Origin of the sequence: Xenorhabdus lircayensis, from assembly GCF_016306625.1 — a bacterium.
GTDB classification, from domain to species: Bacteria; Pseudomonadota; Gammaproteobacteria; order Enterobacterales; family Enterobacteriaceae; genus Xenorhabdus; species Xenorhabdus lircayensis.
On the sequence record NZ_JACOII010000039.1, the window covers coordinates 100,440 to 116,672 of the forward strand.

A 16,233-nucleotide genomic window follows, 5' to 3' on the forward strand; every position below is an offset into this window, starting at 1 on the left:
GAAAATAATGAAAAACACATTCATTGCAGCCGACAACTCATTAATGCTCTGGGCTTTTATTATGATAGCCGTCGCTGCCGCCATAATGGCGGAGCAGCGTTTTAAATGGGCATCTAAAATACCGGGAGCAGTGATTGCATTGATAATTGCTGTCTTTTCTTCCAATTTAAATATTATTCCTACCGAAGCACCTGCTTACGATGCTGTCTGGGGATATATCCTGCCATTGGCGATCCCCTTATTATTATTTAAAACTAACTTGCATAGCATTCTTAAAGAAAGTGGGCGGTTACTGATGCTGTTCTTGATTTCTTCCATCGCTACCATGATTGGTGCGATTGTTTCTTTCTGGCTTTTCAGGGCCTACATACCAGAATTAGATAAAATCAGCGGCATGATATCTGCCTCTTACACGGGAGGAGGTGTTAACTTTGCGGCAATGTCCGCCAAGCTGGAAACTTCCCAAAGCATGGTGGCATCTACCATTGTTGCTGATCACTTTATGATGGCAGCCTATTTTATTATTCTGATGATCTTATCCGGCTGGACAGTAGCGAGAAAATTCTGGGGCAGTCCACATACTGACTTAGTAGAAAATGATCCCAAGTTGGATAAATCCCAAACTCTGGCAGCCGCGTATTGGCAACCGAAAAACATTGCCCTGAAAGACATCGCCTTATCATTGGCATGGTCGATTTTTATTGTCGCACTGTCATTTCAGCTCTCATCATGGTTAAAAGTCCTGCTTGGGCAACCAAACAACATCTATCAAGAACTGATTTTTAGCCTGATCACTGATAAATACCTGCTTCTTACCACCGTGACTTTTATTATTGTCTCTATATTTAAAGAGACATTCAGCAAACTGAATGGCACCCAAGAGTTGGGGACTTACGCCATTTACATGTTCTTTGTCGTGATCGGCATACCGGCATCCATACAAGCCATTCTCAACCATGCGCCACTGCTCTTTGCCTTCGTCCTTGTGATTGTCATGCTCAATCTGATACTGACCTTTGCTGCGGGGAAAATATTTAAATTCAGCCTTGAGGAAAGCATCCTTGCCTGTAATGCCAATATTGGTGGGCCAACGACTGCGGCAGCAATGGCAATCAGCCGCGGCTGGATCAATCTGGTCGGCCCGATAATGGTGATTGGCACTGTGGGTTATGTGATTGGGAATTACGTGGGGACATTTGTTTATTTTGTGGTGGGGAGGATGTAGCTTAGATTCGTTAATTTTTTCAGTCATGTATCCAAAGAGTGAGGATGACCACTTTTGAATACATGACTGCCAGCGGACTCAACTTTCAAACTTTAGAGTAGCTAAGGGTTATAGATACTAATAAATGCATGATGTTATAGATAAATCTGGTGAGAAATTTATGATATTGAAACCAAAGCCTGTTGATATTTTTACTGTCTCTGTGCCTAATAGCCATTGGAATGCAACAGCAGGAGCAACACATGTTGTCATATTATTATGATGCCAAGTGCGAGGTGTGTGGGCATGTCCGCTGCCAATAAACCTAACCTTATATTTATCACATAGTTCCAATAGTTCTTTGGCGTTGTTCAGCATGCAGCTATCAACAATTGGTGTATCAACCGGTATAGCATGATGATGCATGAATATAGCTGTATTAAATCCGCTGTTTTTAATGATTTTTCTTTCTAACTCTGCAAAATTATCTTTAGATATAAAACCGTAATCTTCCCCTTCGACAACAGTATCAACAGAAATAATATGCCAAGTATTATTGTTATATTCACAAGAGGTGATGATATATTCGGATTCTTCTTCTGTAAGTGCTGTATCAAAGTTACTTTTGATATCATGATTGCCAAGTATAGCAATATAAGGTGTTTTTAGAGACTCCATTTTATTTAAAAAATATCTATATGAGTCAACATCTCCATCATTTGAAATATCACCAGATACTACAACTAATTCTATTACCGTAAGGCTTTTTATCCTACGTATTTCCTCAAAAACAAAATCGAAGTTATCATAAGTACTTACATCAAACATTCTTTGTTCTCTGCTTCGGGTTAAATGTAAGTCTGTTAAGTGAATAACTTTCATTTTTTATTACCTCTGAAATGAAATGGGTTGTATGATATGTTCCAATCGTATGTATCTGTTGACTCTAATTTTTTTATCTTATCTGCCAAGACAATGCCTACAGGTAGAAGGATGATGGACATGAAGACCTTATAAGACCATGTTGTTGCAATTATTATGATTAATTCATTGAAGCTATATTTTGAAGAGAGGCTTATAGGGTATGCTGATAGTAAAAGAGATGCCTGAGTAATCATTGAAGCAATGATATATCTGATGAAAAAAAATCGACCAAGAAAAACTTTTTTTAAGGTAGAGATAACGAACCCGTTTATAAAGTAAGAAATTGGTACAGAAGTCCATGTTCCCACCATAACACGCCAGAATTCACCAAACAATGACTTAAAATTCATTGATATTTGATTATTTTCGGGCTGAGTATGCGATGCTATAAATATAATCATTACAAAGATTGATTGGCATAAAACTATGGTCCAGACAGTTTTTACTCCTTGCCTGTATCCATAAACCTCTGTCTGAATCGTGGATATAAGGAAATAAAATGAGAACAAAATTCCACTAAATGTAATTTTAAAGCCATTAAAATCTAGGGTCTTATATACAAGAACATCACAAGTTATCATTATTGTGACGGATAAAGAAATGAATAATGAGTTATATTTTAATTTTGGGTCATTGGGATAATTTTGAGTCATTTTATCACCTTTAATCTTGCGGATTTAGATGATTTTATTTTTTCATCTCTTGAGATTTCATCAGAAATTCTTCGTCCATCTTTTAAGCCCGACATATAGGCTATTCTTACAAGGCTCGTTGGGTCTATTTTTTCCACTATATTCTGATCTACAAGTAGTTCTTTTCCATTTATCTGTCTGCGAGAATATGCATTTTGTATTATTAATGACAAGTCTCTCGTCTCTTCTATTATTTCGAATTTCTGTTTTTCTCTCATATCATATTCTTCAAACCGTGTTATGAATATGAGATCGGCAGGATTGATATTGTATAATAAATCACTTTCAAAAATATCTTCTGCTGTTGCTTTTATGCATGTATGTGTTCCTAACTCTTTCAATATGTAAAATCCCTTTTCTTTTATTGGATCGAATTTCTGCAAGCTATATATATAACGAGGTCTGAATGTTTTTTTGAAAAAATCAATTATTTTATCCATGATGCATTTCCTATTTTAATTTTTTAATTGATTTAATCACAACCCCAATTATTGTATAATTCTGAGTTAAGACTGTGTTTCGTTCGTTTCCAATTCCTAATATTGAAAAGTAGACTCCACTTTCACCTACAAAAACCTGTCTAAAACAGATGGGAGTATCTTTAATTTTTACGAGAACTACATCACTGTCACAAAAGCTTTCGGTTTTAGAAACTATTGCGATGGTGTTGCTGTCAAAGTATGGAGATAAAAGGTTATTTGAAAATTCTACTGCGAAAATAGAGCCTTCTTGATCATATTGAATACTGATTTTATATAAGTTTGTGTTGACTATTTTCCCAGATGTATAGCCATCCAATTCATCATAACGAACTAGAGGTACTGATGAAATAATTTCTTCATTCCCATTTGACTCAGATAATTTATTGTCTGTAATTTCACCAATATTTACACCAAATACATCCGCAATGGATGAAATGGTAGCAATCGTAGGGTTTCCAACACCACGTCTGAGACTGTTGATAGTGGCAATTCCGAGACCTGTCAACCTGCTCAGAGCTTGTGAATCTATATTGTTTTTTTTCATCAAAAAATCAATGTTTTGTGCGATGTTGGACAACAGAACATCAGCTTCAGTTGTTTTTATATTGTTCGATTCTTGCATTATATCATCTCTTTGATAATATATTGTCGTGCGTTGATATTTATAATCTTATGTTATCTATTAAGATTTTGTAATACAAGTGCTCGGCATCAGGGAAACCCCATAGCTCATGTCGGATTCTAAGGAAGGGATATGAAAAGAAAGGAATGATGTCTTTATGGTGGGATGTGGGTAATTTGTGTCAAGAAATAGTCTTCCTGATCGCTATGCTCAACGTTTACTTGTTGAGTATAACGATCGGGAGATGTTAATGCGCACAACTAGGGGCTATCGTGATGACCCTTCAGCAGCCTCTAACTTCGACCATAAGAGAAACCTTTACTTCCTAATCAAAATAGAAACCTTACTCACCTCCCAACCTCTGATATCGTATATTTGATCTCCATCACACTATTGTTGTGACTCATTATCGCCACTAAACATCGCGAAATTTTACCCACATGCGTAGCAAATCCAATTTAGGGTTCTCATAGTACTGCGCTATGCAATGCAATCCATTAAGGTAATAACATATTGTAATTAAATAAATATATTTGGGTGAAAATGGCAAGTGGAGGGGTTGAGATAGAAGTGTTAATCACGCAATTGCTCGGTTTTTTCGTGATCTAACCACGGAATAATTACCACAATGGATGGATAAGAGTATGATTATAAACAGGTGGCCATAGCTTAGTTTTTGGTTATATTACGGAGCATGGCTGCTCGGTTCGCCCCTATGATTACATCGGTGGTAACCCGCTAATGAATGAGATCGGCGTTATTGGTTCACCTGTAAATCTGTGGCCAGTCTGTGTTGACCACGACATAAAAAAATAGAGATTTTTATGAAATTCAAATCAAAAATAAAACCTTATCACTCGGCTGCTGGTGGTTGGGGTTCACTGGAGGCAACAACCCGTTTTGTCTTTGATAGTAAACAAGCATTAAAAAATATGGTTAACCTGATGCGCATGAATAAGCCCAGAGGCTTTGATTGTCCGGGATGCGCGTGGGGAGATGACAACAAAAGTCTTTTCAGTTTCTGTGAAAACGGTGCTAAAGCAGTAAATTGGGAAGCGACTCGTCGGTATGTTGATCGGGAATTCTTCGCGACTCACAGCGTCAGTAAACTCTACCAGCAAAGTGATTACTTCCTTGAATATCAAGGTCGGGTCGTTGAACCGATGAGCTATAATCCGGAGACGGATCATTATGAGCCGATTAGCTGGAATGATGTTTTTGCCCTGATCGCCGGCCATATCAAGGCGATGGATAACCCTAACCAGCTTGAGCTGTATACCTCCGGCCGGGCCAGCAATGAGGCTTCATGGCTTTATCAATTGTTTGGCCGTGTACTGGGAACAAATAACTTTCCTGATTGTTCCAATATGTGCCATGAGGCCAGCGGTTACGGCATGTTGCAAAGTTTGGGAGTTGGGAAAGGTACTATTCGGCTGCAAGATTTTGATCATGCTGATGCCATCTTTATATTCGGTCAAAACCCCGGTACAAATCATCCTCGGATGCTACATAGCTTACGGCATGCTGCTGAGAATGGCTCTCGCATCGTCACCTTTAATACTTTGCGTGAGCGCGGTTTGGAACGTTTCGCTGATCCACAAAAACCGCTCGAAATGATCACCCCAATGGCGGGAGAAATTAGTCACCGTTACTACCAGCCCAAACTCGGCGGCGATATGGCGGCAGTACGGGGGATGGTTAAGGCGCTTTTGGAAACCCATAACGCTCTGCTGGCCGAAGGCAAATCAGGTATTTTTGATCTGGAATTTATCTCAACCTACACCGAAGGTGTGGATGCTTACTTGCAAGAAGTTGCCGCGACTGAATGGGCATTTATCGAGAATCAATCTGGGCTGACCGAAGCACAATTGCGTGAAGCGGCGACTATTTACCAGAACGCAGAACGTGTCATCTGTACTTGGGCAATGGGGATAACTCAGCATAAACATTCGTTAGTTACCGTTCGTGAAATCGTCAACCTTCAGTTACTGTTTGGTCAGTTGGGTAAACCCGGCGCCGGGCTTTGTCCGGTACGTGGTCACAGTAATGTGCAGGGTAACCGGACGATGGGAATTAATGAAAAACCCGCCAAGCCTTTCTTGGATAGCATGGCTGCCCATTTTGGATTCAAACCCCCTCGTGCCCGAGGCCATAATGTTGTGGAAGCATTGAGCGCTATGTTGCGTGATGAAATCAAGGTTCTGATCGCGCTGGGTGGAAACCTTGCGGCAGCGGCTCCAGATAGTCCACGTACAGAAGAAGCCCTTAAACACTGTGACTTGACCGTACACATCAGCACAAAATTAAATCGGAGCCATCTTGTTACCGGTAAAAAAAGCGCTCTTATCCTGCCAACACTGGGTCGTACCGAACAGGATATTCAGGCTACAGGCTCGCAATTTGTGACGGTAGAAGATTCCTTCAGCATGGTTCATGCCTCGGAGGGAGTGAATAAACCGTTATTTGATACCCAACGTTCTGAGACGGCGATTGTTGCAGGCATTGCCAATGCGACGGTGGGTAATACAGCGACGATTAACTGGCTGGAATTGGCGGGGGATTACAATAAAATCCGCGATTATATTGCGGCGACCATTCCCGGATTTGATGGTTTTAATAAAAAATGTGAACACCCCGGTGGCTTCTATCTTGGCAATGCCGCAGCCGAATTCCGTTTTACGACACCGAGCAAAAAAGCTGAGTTCAGCCATGCACCGCTGCCGAAAACACTGTTCCCACAAATTGATGGCACTGACGTTCCTTTCACGTTGCAGACCCTGCGTTCTCATGACCAATACAACACCACTATTTATGGTCTGGATGACCGTTATCGTGGAGTTTATGGTCAACGGGAAGTGTTGTTCATGAATCCAGAAGATATTGCTCAATCGGGATATCAGGCTGGCGATTTGGTCGATATCGAAACGATATGGAATGACGGTATTCAGCGTAAAGTTTTTGGCTTCAAATTGGTTGCTTACACCATTCCACGCGGAAACCTTGCCGCTTACTATCCAGAAACCAATCCACTAGTCCCAATGACGAGTTTTGGTGATGGTACAGGCACACCAACCTCAAAATCTGTGCCGGTGAAATTATCTCTCACTGAACAGAATAGGTTTGAACTTCAGCGTATTGTATAATGTGTTTATTTTTAAAACAGTGAGTTATAAGTACGTCGATTCAAGCTCGGTTTTTGGAGATAATGATACGATCTTCATTAAAAACCGAGCTGGCTAGTACATAGCTGCAATCAATATTGTGCCATGGTGACTCTCTATTTTCTCTTTTTCCAGTTAGCTGCATGAATCATCAGCAGTTTATTCGTTACTGTTGATTCTGGAGTTAACGTTAGAACGGAATGCAGTTCTTTACGTCTTTCTGATCATCGTTGTTGTGTTTGTCCAAACGACTTAGCATTTTTTCAATATCCATTTCAACGGACTCTACCCAAATATGTGCATATTGTTGATGGTAATTATTTTGCCTTTGCATGATTTAATATCGTCAATCTGTTTATTGTCAGCCGGAATATTTAGAAATTTGGCAGATTATTTCTAATGCTCATTCAGTTTGTTCGTGAACGGTTGTAAATGAACGTCTCTTTAAAATCTGGATCGGGCTGAGAATGAACAAAATATCGGATAATGTATTCGTCAATATGGCCCCATAAAATATTCACCATCAAGATAATGTGGCAAAGCGAAGTTATCGAAACGGCACGCTAATAGCCTAATTTCATAACAGGTTAAAATAAGAAAAGTACTTGTAAATATGCGTATATTTGAAATTAATTATTGGAATTTTAATTGTCACTCGTTGTTATATTTATTTGCGTGTCAGAAAGTTGAGATAAGTAATAACAAAAAAAATCATAAGGGAGATAATTACTTATTAGGCGAGGGAAATAAAAATTATTCTTGAGTAAAATAATATTATGACCAAGAGAAAATATCCTTGATCATAATATTAATGGCTATTTATTCTTCTTAGCGATCTATTTCATCATTTGTCTATGACAACATCTTCATTCAATACCAGAGATAACAATGCCTGACGGGCAAAAATGCCATTACCCGCCTGCTGGAAGTAGTAAGCATATGGTGTCTTATCGACATCTACCGTGATTTCATCGATCCGCGGCAGCGGATGCAACACTTTCAGGTTCTCTTTAACGTTCACCAGATCCGCAGCGCGCAGAACGAATTGAGCCTTGATATTGGCATATTCTGAAGGGTCAAGGCGCTCTTTCTGGACACGGGTCATATACAGAATATCCAGTTCAGGCAATACATCTTCAAAGTTAGTGTGGAGGCTGTAACTTACCTGTTTTGCATCCAGCATATGCAGGATATAGCTTGGCATTGCGAGCGCATCCGGAGCGATAAAGCAGAAATGGTTGCCATTAAATTTAGCCAGTGCTTGCGTCAGTGAGTGAACGGTGCGGCCATATTTCAAATCACCGATCATGGCGATTTTCAGATTTTCCAGTCTGTTCTGGGTTTCCTGAATGGTGAATAGATCAAGCAAAGTCTGGGTTGGATGCTGGTTTGCGCCATCGCCGGCGTTAATGACAGGGATATGGCCGGAAAACTCAGAAGCCAGTCGCGCCGCACCTTCCTGTGGATGGCGCATGACGATCGCATCGGCATATTGGCTGATGATAGAGATGGTATCAGCCAGCGTCTCTCCCTTTTTACCCAATGAGGTATTGCTGCTGTCAGCAAAGCCAACTACGGAAGCCCCGAGTCGCTGGATGGCGGTTTCAAAAGAGAGACGGGTACGCGTTGAGGCTTCAAAGAAGCAGCTTGCGATCACCTTGTGTTTCAGTAACTCAGTCTGTGGATTGGCTTTCAATGCAGCTGCCGTCTGCAATACCAATTCCAGATCTGTGCGGCTCAGCTCATTAATTGAAATGATATGTTTGCGATATAACGGGTTAGCCATGTTTACGTTCCTCTTTTATGACTTCTAGCCGGACTGGGCAGGCAAAAAAAAGCCCCTCAATTGAGGGGCTTTTTAAATGTTCGGTTGAGCAATGGGAAAAACAATACGCCCACGCTGCCAGCAGACAGTTTTTCGTTAGCTTGATGTTTTGTAACAGAGTTTGCAGCGCAATCTTTCATGTTTTCTCCCAGCAAATCGTCGCGCATTATACTCACGATAGCATTCACCGCAAGGTTTGCCGGAAGAAATTTTTGTTTTAGCTACTCATTTCTGTCACCTAAACTCACTGCCATTCTGTTTAACGCATTCATCAGGGAAATAGCCGCAGTCAGGTCAACAATCTCTTTTTCTGTAAAAACAGCATCAAGGTGTTCTTTGATTTTATCCAGCGTGCTTTGCTTGGGATTTGTTGTCAGGGCTTCACACCACTCCAATGCCAGTTTTTCTTTTGGGCTGTAGATATTGGAATTGAACCACGCGGGCAATTTATCCAGTTTTACCTGTTCTATTCCATGGTTATTTCGGCCTTCTTCAGCATGGAGGTGACAGCAATAAGCGCAGCCATTAATTTGTGATACCCGTGTTTCTACCAGCAGAATAAGTGCTTGATCTAATTCAGAGGCATGGATTTCTTCATAGCTTTTATATAACGGATTAATAATGCGAGGTGAAACTTTTGCGTAATTCATTCTTATCTCTCAGATCTTTTATTTTTTGTTGAAGGGGTTTATTTAATTGTAAATACCGCAAAATCTTCGGCCAGCACGGTATTCGGAAATATTGCCCGACATTCCGCCAATAATCGCGGGTAATCTTCAATACCATAGCGCCCGCTGATATGTGTAGCGATAAAGTGTTTTACTTTGGCATCACGCGCCAATGTTGCGGCTTGTTTGGTCGTAGAATGTCCTCGCTCATTGGCTTTTGCGGCAAACGCATCTTCCAGCGTGGTTTCATGCACCATCACATCAACATTGGCAGCCAGTTTCAGGGCTTCCGGTGTCGGTTCAGTATCCCCGAAAATGGCCAGTGACTTGCCACGAATCGGTACGCCTAAATAATCTTTGCCACAAATCGTGCGGCCATCTTCCAGCGTTACTGTGCCGCCTTGCTTTAAAGTTTGCATCCACGGGCCACGGGGAATGCCATCCTGGTTTAGCTTTTGGGCATCAAGTGCGCCGGGTTTGTCGAGTTCTTCAATACGGTAGCCATAACATTCCACTCGGTGGTTCAGGGCATAAGCCGTGACTTTGAGTTCGCCATCATCAAACAGCAGGCCAGGCTGGACTTCGATAATTTCCAGAGAGTAGGTCAGGAAGGAGCTACTCAGTTGCAGTGCGGTTTCCACAAACTGCCGTATGCCAGTTGGCCCGTATAGAGTGAGGGGGTCGGTGGAACCACCCATCGAACGGCTGCACAATAATCCGGGCAAACCGAAGATATGATCTCCACGCAGGTGGGTGATAAAGATTTTCTCCAGCTTGGAGGTTTTGATGGGGGAATGGAGGATCTGGTGTTGCGTTCCCTCGCCGCAATCAAACATCCACAGCGTGTTGCGGATGCCGTGTAGATCGAGAATCAGGCTGGTAACGTTGCGCTCTTTTGTGGGAATGCCTGCGCTGGTGCCTAAGAATTTCAGTTCCATGTTGTCGTTCTCCTAATGATGTTGAATGCTATCCTAATCCAGACCGAATCGGGCAAGATATTTGCGCAACGTGGGTGCCGGTTGTGATATGTACCAGATACTCTTCGTTTTCAATATCAAAAGGGTAACAAACGGCAAAATCCAGCAGCGTAGTATAAACTTCTTCAAAATCCCACGGATCTTCAATCTGGATTTCATGCAACACCACTTCCGTCTGTGGTGAAACTTGCTCAACATCCTCTTTAACTCTCTCTGCCAAAACATAGTCATTGGTTTGGTAGAGCAATTCCAGTTTATCAATCGGCAATTCTGGCTGTTTTTCAAATAGATAAAAAATATTTCTGCTTTCTTTCAAAGTTGGCACGCAATTAGCAATAATTATAAGGGTCAACACACTGAAATAGCATGGGTTCAAAACGGGCTGGTACAAATTAAAGGATAACAAAAATGACAACAACTGAAATGAAAACTAACGCTTATAACTTATTGACGCAAGAGAATGGCGCGCCCGTAAAAATGTGGACGAACGGAGTACCGGTTGATCCAAAAGCCATTATCCAATTGCAGAACATGGCCAAGATGCCTTTCGTCTTCAAACATATGGCGGTAATGCCGGATGTCCATGTCGGTAAAGGTTCTACTATCGGTAGCGTGATCCCGACACGCGGTGCCATTATTCCGGCTGCGGTTGGGGTGGATATCGGTTGCGGAATGATCGCGGTGCGTACTTCGCTGGTGGCATCTGATTTACCAGATAGCTTGTTGAATATCCGTCATGTCATCGAAGCCGCTGTACCGCATGGGCGTACTGTAAACCGTGGAGGCCGCGATAAAGGCTCTTGGAATAAAGCGCCGGAGATTGTGGATCAACATTGGGCGACGTTAACGGATGGGTTTAAGCGTATTACTGATAAATACCCGAACCTGTTGAATACCAATAACCATCAGCATTTGGGAACGCTGGGAACGGGGAACCATTTTATCGAGTTGTGCCTTGATGAAGCGGATCGCGTTTGGGTGATGCTGCATAGTGGTTCCCGTGGTGTGGGTAACGCCATTGGTAACTTATTTATCACACTGGCGCAGAAAGATATGCAGCAGCATATCGCTAACTTGCCAGACCGCGACTTGGCGTATTTCGAGGAAGGAAGCCGCTATTTTGACGATTATATGGAAGCGGTAGGTTGGGCGCAGGATTACGCTCGTCAGAACCGGGAAGTGATGATGCACCACGTGCTTGAAGTGTTGTCAAGCGAGATCCCAAAACCCTTTACGACACAGCAGGAAGCGGTGAACTGCCACCATAACTATGTTCAGCGCGAGCAGCATTACGGTGAAGACGTTTTGGTGACACGTAAAGGTGCGGTATCTGCCCGTAAAGGCCAGATGGGGATCATTCCGGGTTCGATGGGAGCGAAAAGCTATATCGTCCGCGGTCTTGGAAATGAAGAAAGCTTCTGTTCATGTAGCCACGGAGCGGGGCGCGTAATGAGTCGTACCGAGGCAAAAAAACGCTTCACCGTGAGCGATCAAAAGCGTGCCACTGCACATGTGGAATGCCGTAAAGACAGCGACGTGATCGATGAAATCCCAATGGCGTATAAGGATATCGACGCTGTGATGGAAGCACAGTCATCGCTGGTGGAAATCGTGCATACCTTGCGTCAGGTGGTGTGCGTAAAAGGATAAGAATTAAAAGAGTATTGCCCGTTAGGGCGTAGACAGGTAGTCGGTTAAGTGGGACCACGGTCCCACTTGTCAATATTTGCCCCAGTCTTCAATATTGAAACCATTAACCATCCCAAATGCAGCATCACTGGTAACAAGCGTCAGCCCTTTACTCAGGGCATGAGCTGCAATCAGTTGATTCATCGTGCCTATAACACGACCAATTTGTTCCATGTTGGCACGGAGTTCGCCATAAGTTTTTGCCGCGGCACTGTCCCAATCGTAAACAGTAATCGATTCAATAAACGTGTTGACGATATTTTCCAGCCCCTTGTTTTGTCGTTTGGCAAGCAAGATTTAATCTTAACCATTCAATCAAAGCGGATATGCAACGCTTGGGTCGAAATGGGCAAAGGTGTGCTGCCAAGCACGGTAAGCGATTGAGTCATCCGCTTATCGAACAAATTGTCGCCACTAATGACAAAAAACGGTTTGCCATTTCTGAGGATCAGAAGCGTATCAGGGCAGTACAGGGGCATTCCACTCAATTGGTAGATATTGGCTACCAAGAGAAAATCCCTCCTGCCATTTTATATCACGGTACGGCCACCCGCTGAAATATAGGTAGTGTGCCACATGTAGTGTCGTAAACTGAACGTGCTGAGAATGATGTTCACATACTATCGTCGAGCCTGTTTAGGTTTTTGTGATCAATGTAAATATAACCGTGTTGCGCCGGGTACTAGAATATTGTTGCAAAAATTGATGGTGGTAATCTCTGCTCCGCCACACCTACGTTAAACCAATTATCTGGTATATCAGTCTGACGACGGTAATACTTATATACTATTGATAAGGAGATCATAAAATTATGGCTAACATAAAAAAGAATTCCTATATTAAAGATAATAGCACTAAGAATTTTTTTAATGGAAAGATCTGTCAGGGTAATGAATTTTTAGAGGAGGCTTCTGAAAGATTCAATTATTTTTATGATCAGGGGTTTATGGGTATGCTAGAAAGGGAATTTCATACTCATGCTAAGAAGAACTCCCTCGTGAGTTTTAGTCGTTATCAGAGTGATAGAAATGTACATAAGGTTATTCACTTAGGCTCTTACAATTACTCTGGTCTCAATGGTAATCTAGAAATAGAAAAATGTGCTATCGAAGCTATTAAAAATTATGGAACTACTTCCAGTGGGGTTAGGTTATTAAATGGCACAAATAATCTACATATTAAATTAGAAGAAGATTTAGCAAGGTTTTTAGGTGTTGAAGAGGTTATTACTGTTTCTTCCGGATATGTTGCAAATATAGCCGCCATTTCTACCCTTTGCAGGGAGGGAGATATAGTATTAAGTGATATGCTAAATCATCAGTCTATCAATGATGCTTTGAAATTAAGTGGTGCTAAAGTTATTACCTACCGTCATTGCTCAGTTAATAGTATCGAAAAAATTCTTAAAAAATACGCTCATATCGAAAGAAAATTTCTGGTAACTGATGGCGTTTTCAGTATGGATGGAGATCTTGCGCCACTCAGTGAGATTGTTCCTCTCTGTGAAAGATATGGCGCTAAGATAATCGTTGATGACGCCCATGGGACTGGTCATATTGGCAAAAACGGGCGTGGTGTATGCGATCTGTTTGGAGTAACCGCGAAGGTTAGCATCATAACCGGTAGCTTGAGTAAAGGTCTGCCAGGCATTGGAGGCTTTGTCGCCACAGATAAAGAAACGGCGAAAATAATTCGAACTGCGGCCAGTCCTTATATATTTTCAGCATCAATACCACCTTCCGTATCTGCTTCAGTAATCAAGGCAGTCGAGATTCTTCAAGCTCATCCAGAAATATCTTGTGAACTTGAAGAGAAAACAAAATATTTCATAAAAAAACTTCGTTCATATGGCTTTGAATTATTGAATACGGAAAGCAGTATAGTGCCCATAGTCGTATACGAAGAGGATAAAGCATTCGATCTTACAAGGAAACTTCATGAGATAGGAGTTTATGTTAATCCAGTTGTTTATCCTGCCGTTGCTAAATCAAGAGCCAGAATAAGAATAAACTTAAGTGCAAATATTACTTATGATGAACTTAATTTTTGTATAGATGCTATTAGTTCTTGCGGAGTCGAACTGGGTCTAATCTCATCACCAGTGAGTGATAATTAACACCCGATAATGGATCTGGCGTATTGATTCGATAAACTCCATTGTTTTAAGTGGAGTTTCTTATACCTGTTGTTTCTGTCACCTGCCCTCATAGCCAGTCTTCAGAAATCGTTGTACGTAACGGAACATCTCGGGCAGGTCATCAGCGTTATTTGGGATCTGACGCTCAGTCGAACGAAAACTCACGTTAGGCTTTAAGCTTTTAGCGTAGGAAAATTTTCGTTTTGCAAGCTGACCCCATATTCCTCCCTATCGTATAATGCAGGTTGTGGCTGCTTGTGCTATTGGGAAAGTGTATACATCGCTCTCGGTGAGCCAGACTTTCTTGCGACCAAACTCAAAATGGCACCGTTATCTTCGCCAGTAACGTCACGGAGATATAAAGAAAATTTTGCTCCCTATGCCAGTAGCGCTGGCTAATGCGAAGCTGGCCGTTCCGGCAGATCCGAAAGAGTGGCTTGTCGAACGTAAAGCCCGACTTGCAGATGCCTTGAAACGTCTTGCCAAAGCAAACCGCAATGGAACTATACCCCATGGCACCATTATGGATGGAATTCTTCGAATAGATCGGTTAAAAGCGGATATTCCTGAAAATGCAGAAGCTCTGATTCTCGATCTGTATCGCCGGATGCCATCTGTACGAATCACAGATATATTGCTCGAGGTTGATGTAGCAACAGGATTTACAGATGCTTTTACTCATCTGAGAACGGGGCACCATGTACCGATCAGATCGGCCTGCTAAATGTATTGCTTGCAGAAGGCTTAAATCTTGGTCTGAGGAAAATGGCAGAAGCATCCAACACGCATGATTACTGGCAGCTTTCACGTCTTGCGCGCTGGCATGTCGAAAGTGAAGCGCTGGATCAGGCTCTGGCAATAGTTGTTGCGGCCACATTGCCCACATTGACTCCCGGCTTGGATACCGTGTTAATTCTGAGAACTGCAACGGCGGAAGGCGGTAAAAAAGCCTTTCAAGCTGCTCTCCTCCTCTGTTAAAAGCCAGAACTGTTTATCAGAGGTATGTTGGGTAATGTACTCAATCCGAAAATGGGCGTATTTTATGTCTCATTCTTGCTTCAATTTATTCCCCAAGGGCACTCACCCATTTTATGGACATTCAGTTTGGTGACAATCCATGTATTCCTTGGCACATTGTGGTCATTGTCACTGATTTATGCCACACGCCCTCTTTCCCATATATTACGCCGCGCAAGTGTCATTAAATGGATGAATCGCGCGACAGGTGGGTTATTTTTGTTTTTTGCGTTTAAATTGGCCTTGAGTAGTCGGCGATGATTTTGGGAAGTTAAAATGAGTATCTACCCAACAGATTCCGGGTTGCAGTCAACAAATATGCTATAATAGATATGGAGAGCATCACTTGGGCCGATTGGTATTATTGCTCTGATAAAAATATAGTAAATTAATGAATTTTTATTTTCTATATTGTAGTAAATGAGCAATGTGAAATAAATCTGATATTAAATAAAATTGATTGTGTTCATTTTTTTTAAAAAAAAGATATTTATATACTATTCCAATGCTTATTTGAATCCATCGGAAATCTAGGTGCTTTACTAAAAAATTACCGTTGATGATGGTGCCAGAGCATGAGTTGATATTTCATGATGAACTTGTTCCACCATTTTATGGTTTTACTATTATACGCATGGCATAAATCGGGAGACATTAAAATGACTGTTTCTTTATTTACCTTTAAAGCTTATTTTGTTGCTGGAAGGACCAAATCGACAGATAGGCTTTATGCCAATGGCAATCAGCAAGTTAAGATAGCTATTAATGTTGTAAAACAAATAGATGGAAAGGACACACCTTTAACTAACGGTCATGTATTAAATGGTTAGTTACT

15 protein-coding genes and 4 pseudogenes are annotated in these 16,233 nt (G+C 41.6%); 9 read left to right on the plus strand and 10 right to left on the minus strand.

Annotation, left to right across the window (positions count from 1 at the left end):
* Window positions 1-7 precede the first annotated feature (7 nt).
* Complete coding sequence (locus H8A87_RS11610; RefSeq protein ID WP_198690122.1) at window positions 8-1,225, plus strand: DUF819 family protein; 1,218 nt, start codon at window positions 8-10, stop codon at window positions 1,223-1,225.
* Between the two features lie 117 nt (window positions 1,226-1,342).
* Here the strand turns inward: H8A87_RS11610 and H8A87_RS11615 are convergent, their stop codons facing one another.
* Genes H8A87_RS11615 through H8A87_RS19875 form a run of 4 tightly spaced genes read right to left on the minus strand, consistent with a single transcriptional unit; the run spans window position 1,343 to window position 3,924 of the window.
* Window positions 1,343-2,086: a metallophosphoesterase family protein gene (locus H8A87_RS11615; protein ID WP_198690123.1), complete on the minus strand. Its 744-nt coding sequence runs from the start codon at window positions 2,084-2,086 to the stop codon at window positions 1,343-1,345.
* Window positions 2,083-2,781 carry a VUT family protein gene (locus H8A87_RS11620; RefSeq protein ID WP_198690124.1) on the minus strand — a complete coding sequence of 233 codons (699 nt, stop codon included), beginning with the start codon at window positions 2,779-2,781 and terminating at the stop codon, window positions 2,083-2,085. The genes H8A87_RS11615 and H8A87_RS11620 overlap by 4 nt, the downstream gene beginning before the upstream one ends.
* Window positions 2,778-3,260, minus strand: a complete 483-nt coding sequence (locus H8A87_RS11625; RefSeq protein WP_198690125.1) for a hypothetical protein — start codon at window positions 3,258-3,260, stop codon at window positions 2,778-2,780. Before H8A87_RS11625 ends, H8A87_RS11620 begins: the two co-directional genes overlap by 4 nt.
* A gap of 10 nt (window positions 3,261-3,270) precedes the next feature.
* Complete coding sequence (locus H8A87_RS19875; protein WP_232370192.1) at window positions 3,271-3,924, minus strand: helix-turn-helix domain-containing protein; 654 nt, start codon at window positions 3,922-3,924, stop codon at window positions 3,271-3,273.
* Window positions 3,925-4,748: 824 nt separating this feature from the next.
* On the opposite strand from H8A87_RS19875, the gene H8A87_RS11635 reads away from it, so the two are divergent.
* Entirely contained in the window at window positions 4,749-7,067 is a 2,319-nt protein-coding gene (locus H8A87_RS11635; RefSeq protein WP_198690126.1) for an FdhF/YdeP family oxidoreductase, read from the plus strand.
* 862 nt (window positions 7,068-7,929) lie between these two features.
* Here the strand turns inward: H8A87_RS11635 and pyrB are convergent.
* From pyrB to H8A87_RS11660, 5 genes and pseudogenes are all read right to left on the minus strand, one after another.
* Window positions 7,930-8,871: an aspartate carbamoyltransferase gene (gene pyrB / locus H8A87_RS11640; protein WP_198690127.1), complete on the minus strand. Its 942-nt coding sequence runs from the start codon at window positions 8,869-8,871 to the stop codon at window positions 7,930-7,932.
* A gap of 56 nt (window positions 8,872-8,927) precedes the next feature.
* The gene (locus H8A87_RS11645) at window positions 8,928-9,086 is read right to left on the minus strand and encodes a hypothetical protein (protein ID WP_198690141.1); all 159 of its coding nucleotides are present in this window, start codon (window positions 9,084-9,086) and stop codon (window positions 8,928-8,930) included.
* A 45-nt stretch (window positions 9,087-9,131) separates the two neighbouring features.
* The gene (locus H8A87_RS11650; RefSeq protein ID WP_198690128.1) at window positions 9,132-9,560 is read right to left on the minus strand and encodes a carboxymuconolactone decarboxylase family protein; all 429 of its coding nucleotides are present in this window, start codon (window positions 9,558-9,560) and stop codon (window positions 9,132-9,134) included.
* Window positions 9,561-9,598: 38 nt separating this feature from the next.
* Window positions 9,599-10,516, minus strand: coding sequence for a ribonuclease Z (rnz, locus tag H8A87_RS11655; RefSeq protein ID WP_198690129.1), 918 nt, complete (start codon window positions 10,514-10,516; stop codon window positions 9,599-9,601).
* A 58-nt stretch (window positions 10,517-10,574) separates the two neighbouring features.
* A pseudogene (locus H8A87_RS11660) lies at window positions 10,575-10,835 on the minus strand (RNA repair transcriptional activator RtcR family protein); the annotation flags it as partial.
* A gap of 143 nt (window positions 10,836-10,978) precedes the next feature.
* Between H8A87_RS11660 and H8A87_RS11665 the strand changes: the two are divergent.
* A complete protein-coding gene (locus H8A87_RS11665) occupies window positions 10,979-12,205 on the plus strand; it encodes an RtcB family protein (protein ID WP_198690140.1) in 1,227 nt (408 codons plus the stop codon).
* 69 nt (window positions 12,206-12,274) lie between these two features.
* On the opposite strand, the gene H8A87_RS11670 is transcribed toward H8A87_RS11665, so the two are convergent.
* Window positions 12,275-12,538, minus strand: a complete 264-nt coding sequence (locus H8A87_RS11670) for a PIN domain-containing protein (RefSeq protein ID WP_232370193.1) — start codon at window positions 12,536-12,538, stop codon at window positions 12,275-12,277.
* 62 nt (window positions 12,539-12,600) lie between these two features.
* On the opposite strand from H8A87_RS11670, the pseudogene H8A87_RS11675 reads away from it, so the two are divergent.
* The 6 genes and pseudogenes from H8A87_RS11675 to H8A87_RS11700 form a co-directional block, all read left to right on the plus strand.
* Window positions 12,601-12,798: pseudogene (locus H8A87_RS11675) on the plus strand (RNA 2'-phosphotransferase); the annotation flags it as partial.
* Between the two features lie 257 nt (window positions 12,799-13,055).
* A complete protein-coding gene (locus H8A87_RS11680) occupies window positions 13,056-14,360 on the plus strand; it encodes an aminotransferase class I/II-fold pyridoxal phosphate-dependent enzyme (RefSeq protein ID WP_198690132.1) in 1,305 nt (434 codons plus the stop codon).
* Between the two features lie 50 nt (window positions 14,361-14,410).
* Entirely contained in the window at window positions 14,411-14,551 is a 141-nt protein-coding gene (locus H8A87_RS20485; protein ID WP_198690133.1) for an IS1 family transposase, read from the plus strand.
* A gap of 176 nt (window positions 14,552-14,727) precedes the next feature.
* Window positions 14,728-15,248, plus strand: a pseudogene (locus H8A87_RS11690) (Tn3 family transposase); the annotation flags it as partial.
* Window positions 15,222-15,659, plus strand: a pseudogene (locus tag H8A87_RS11695) (LysE family translocator). The pseudogenes H8A87_RS11690 and H8A87_RS11695, both read left to right, overlap by 27 nt.
* Window positions 15,660-16,057: 398 nt before the next feature.
* Window positions 16,058-16,228: a hypothetical protein gene (locus tag H8A87_RS11700; RefSeq protein ID WP_198690134.1), complete on the plus strand. Its 171-nt coding sequence runs from the start codon at window positions 16,058-16,060 to the stop codon at window positions 16,226-16,228.
* Window positions 16,229-16,233 lie beyond the last annotated feature (5 nt).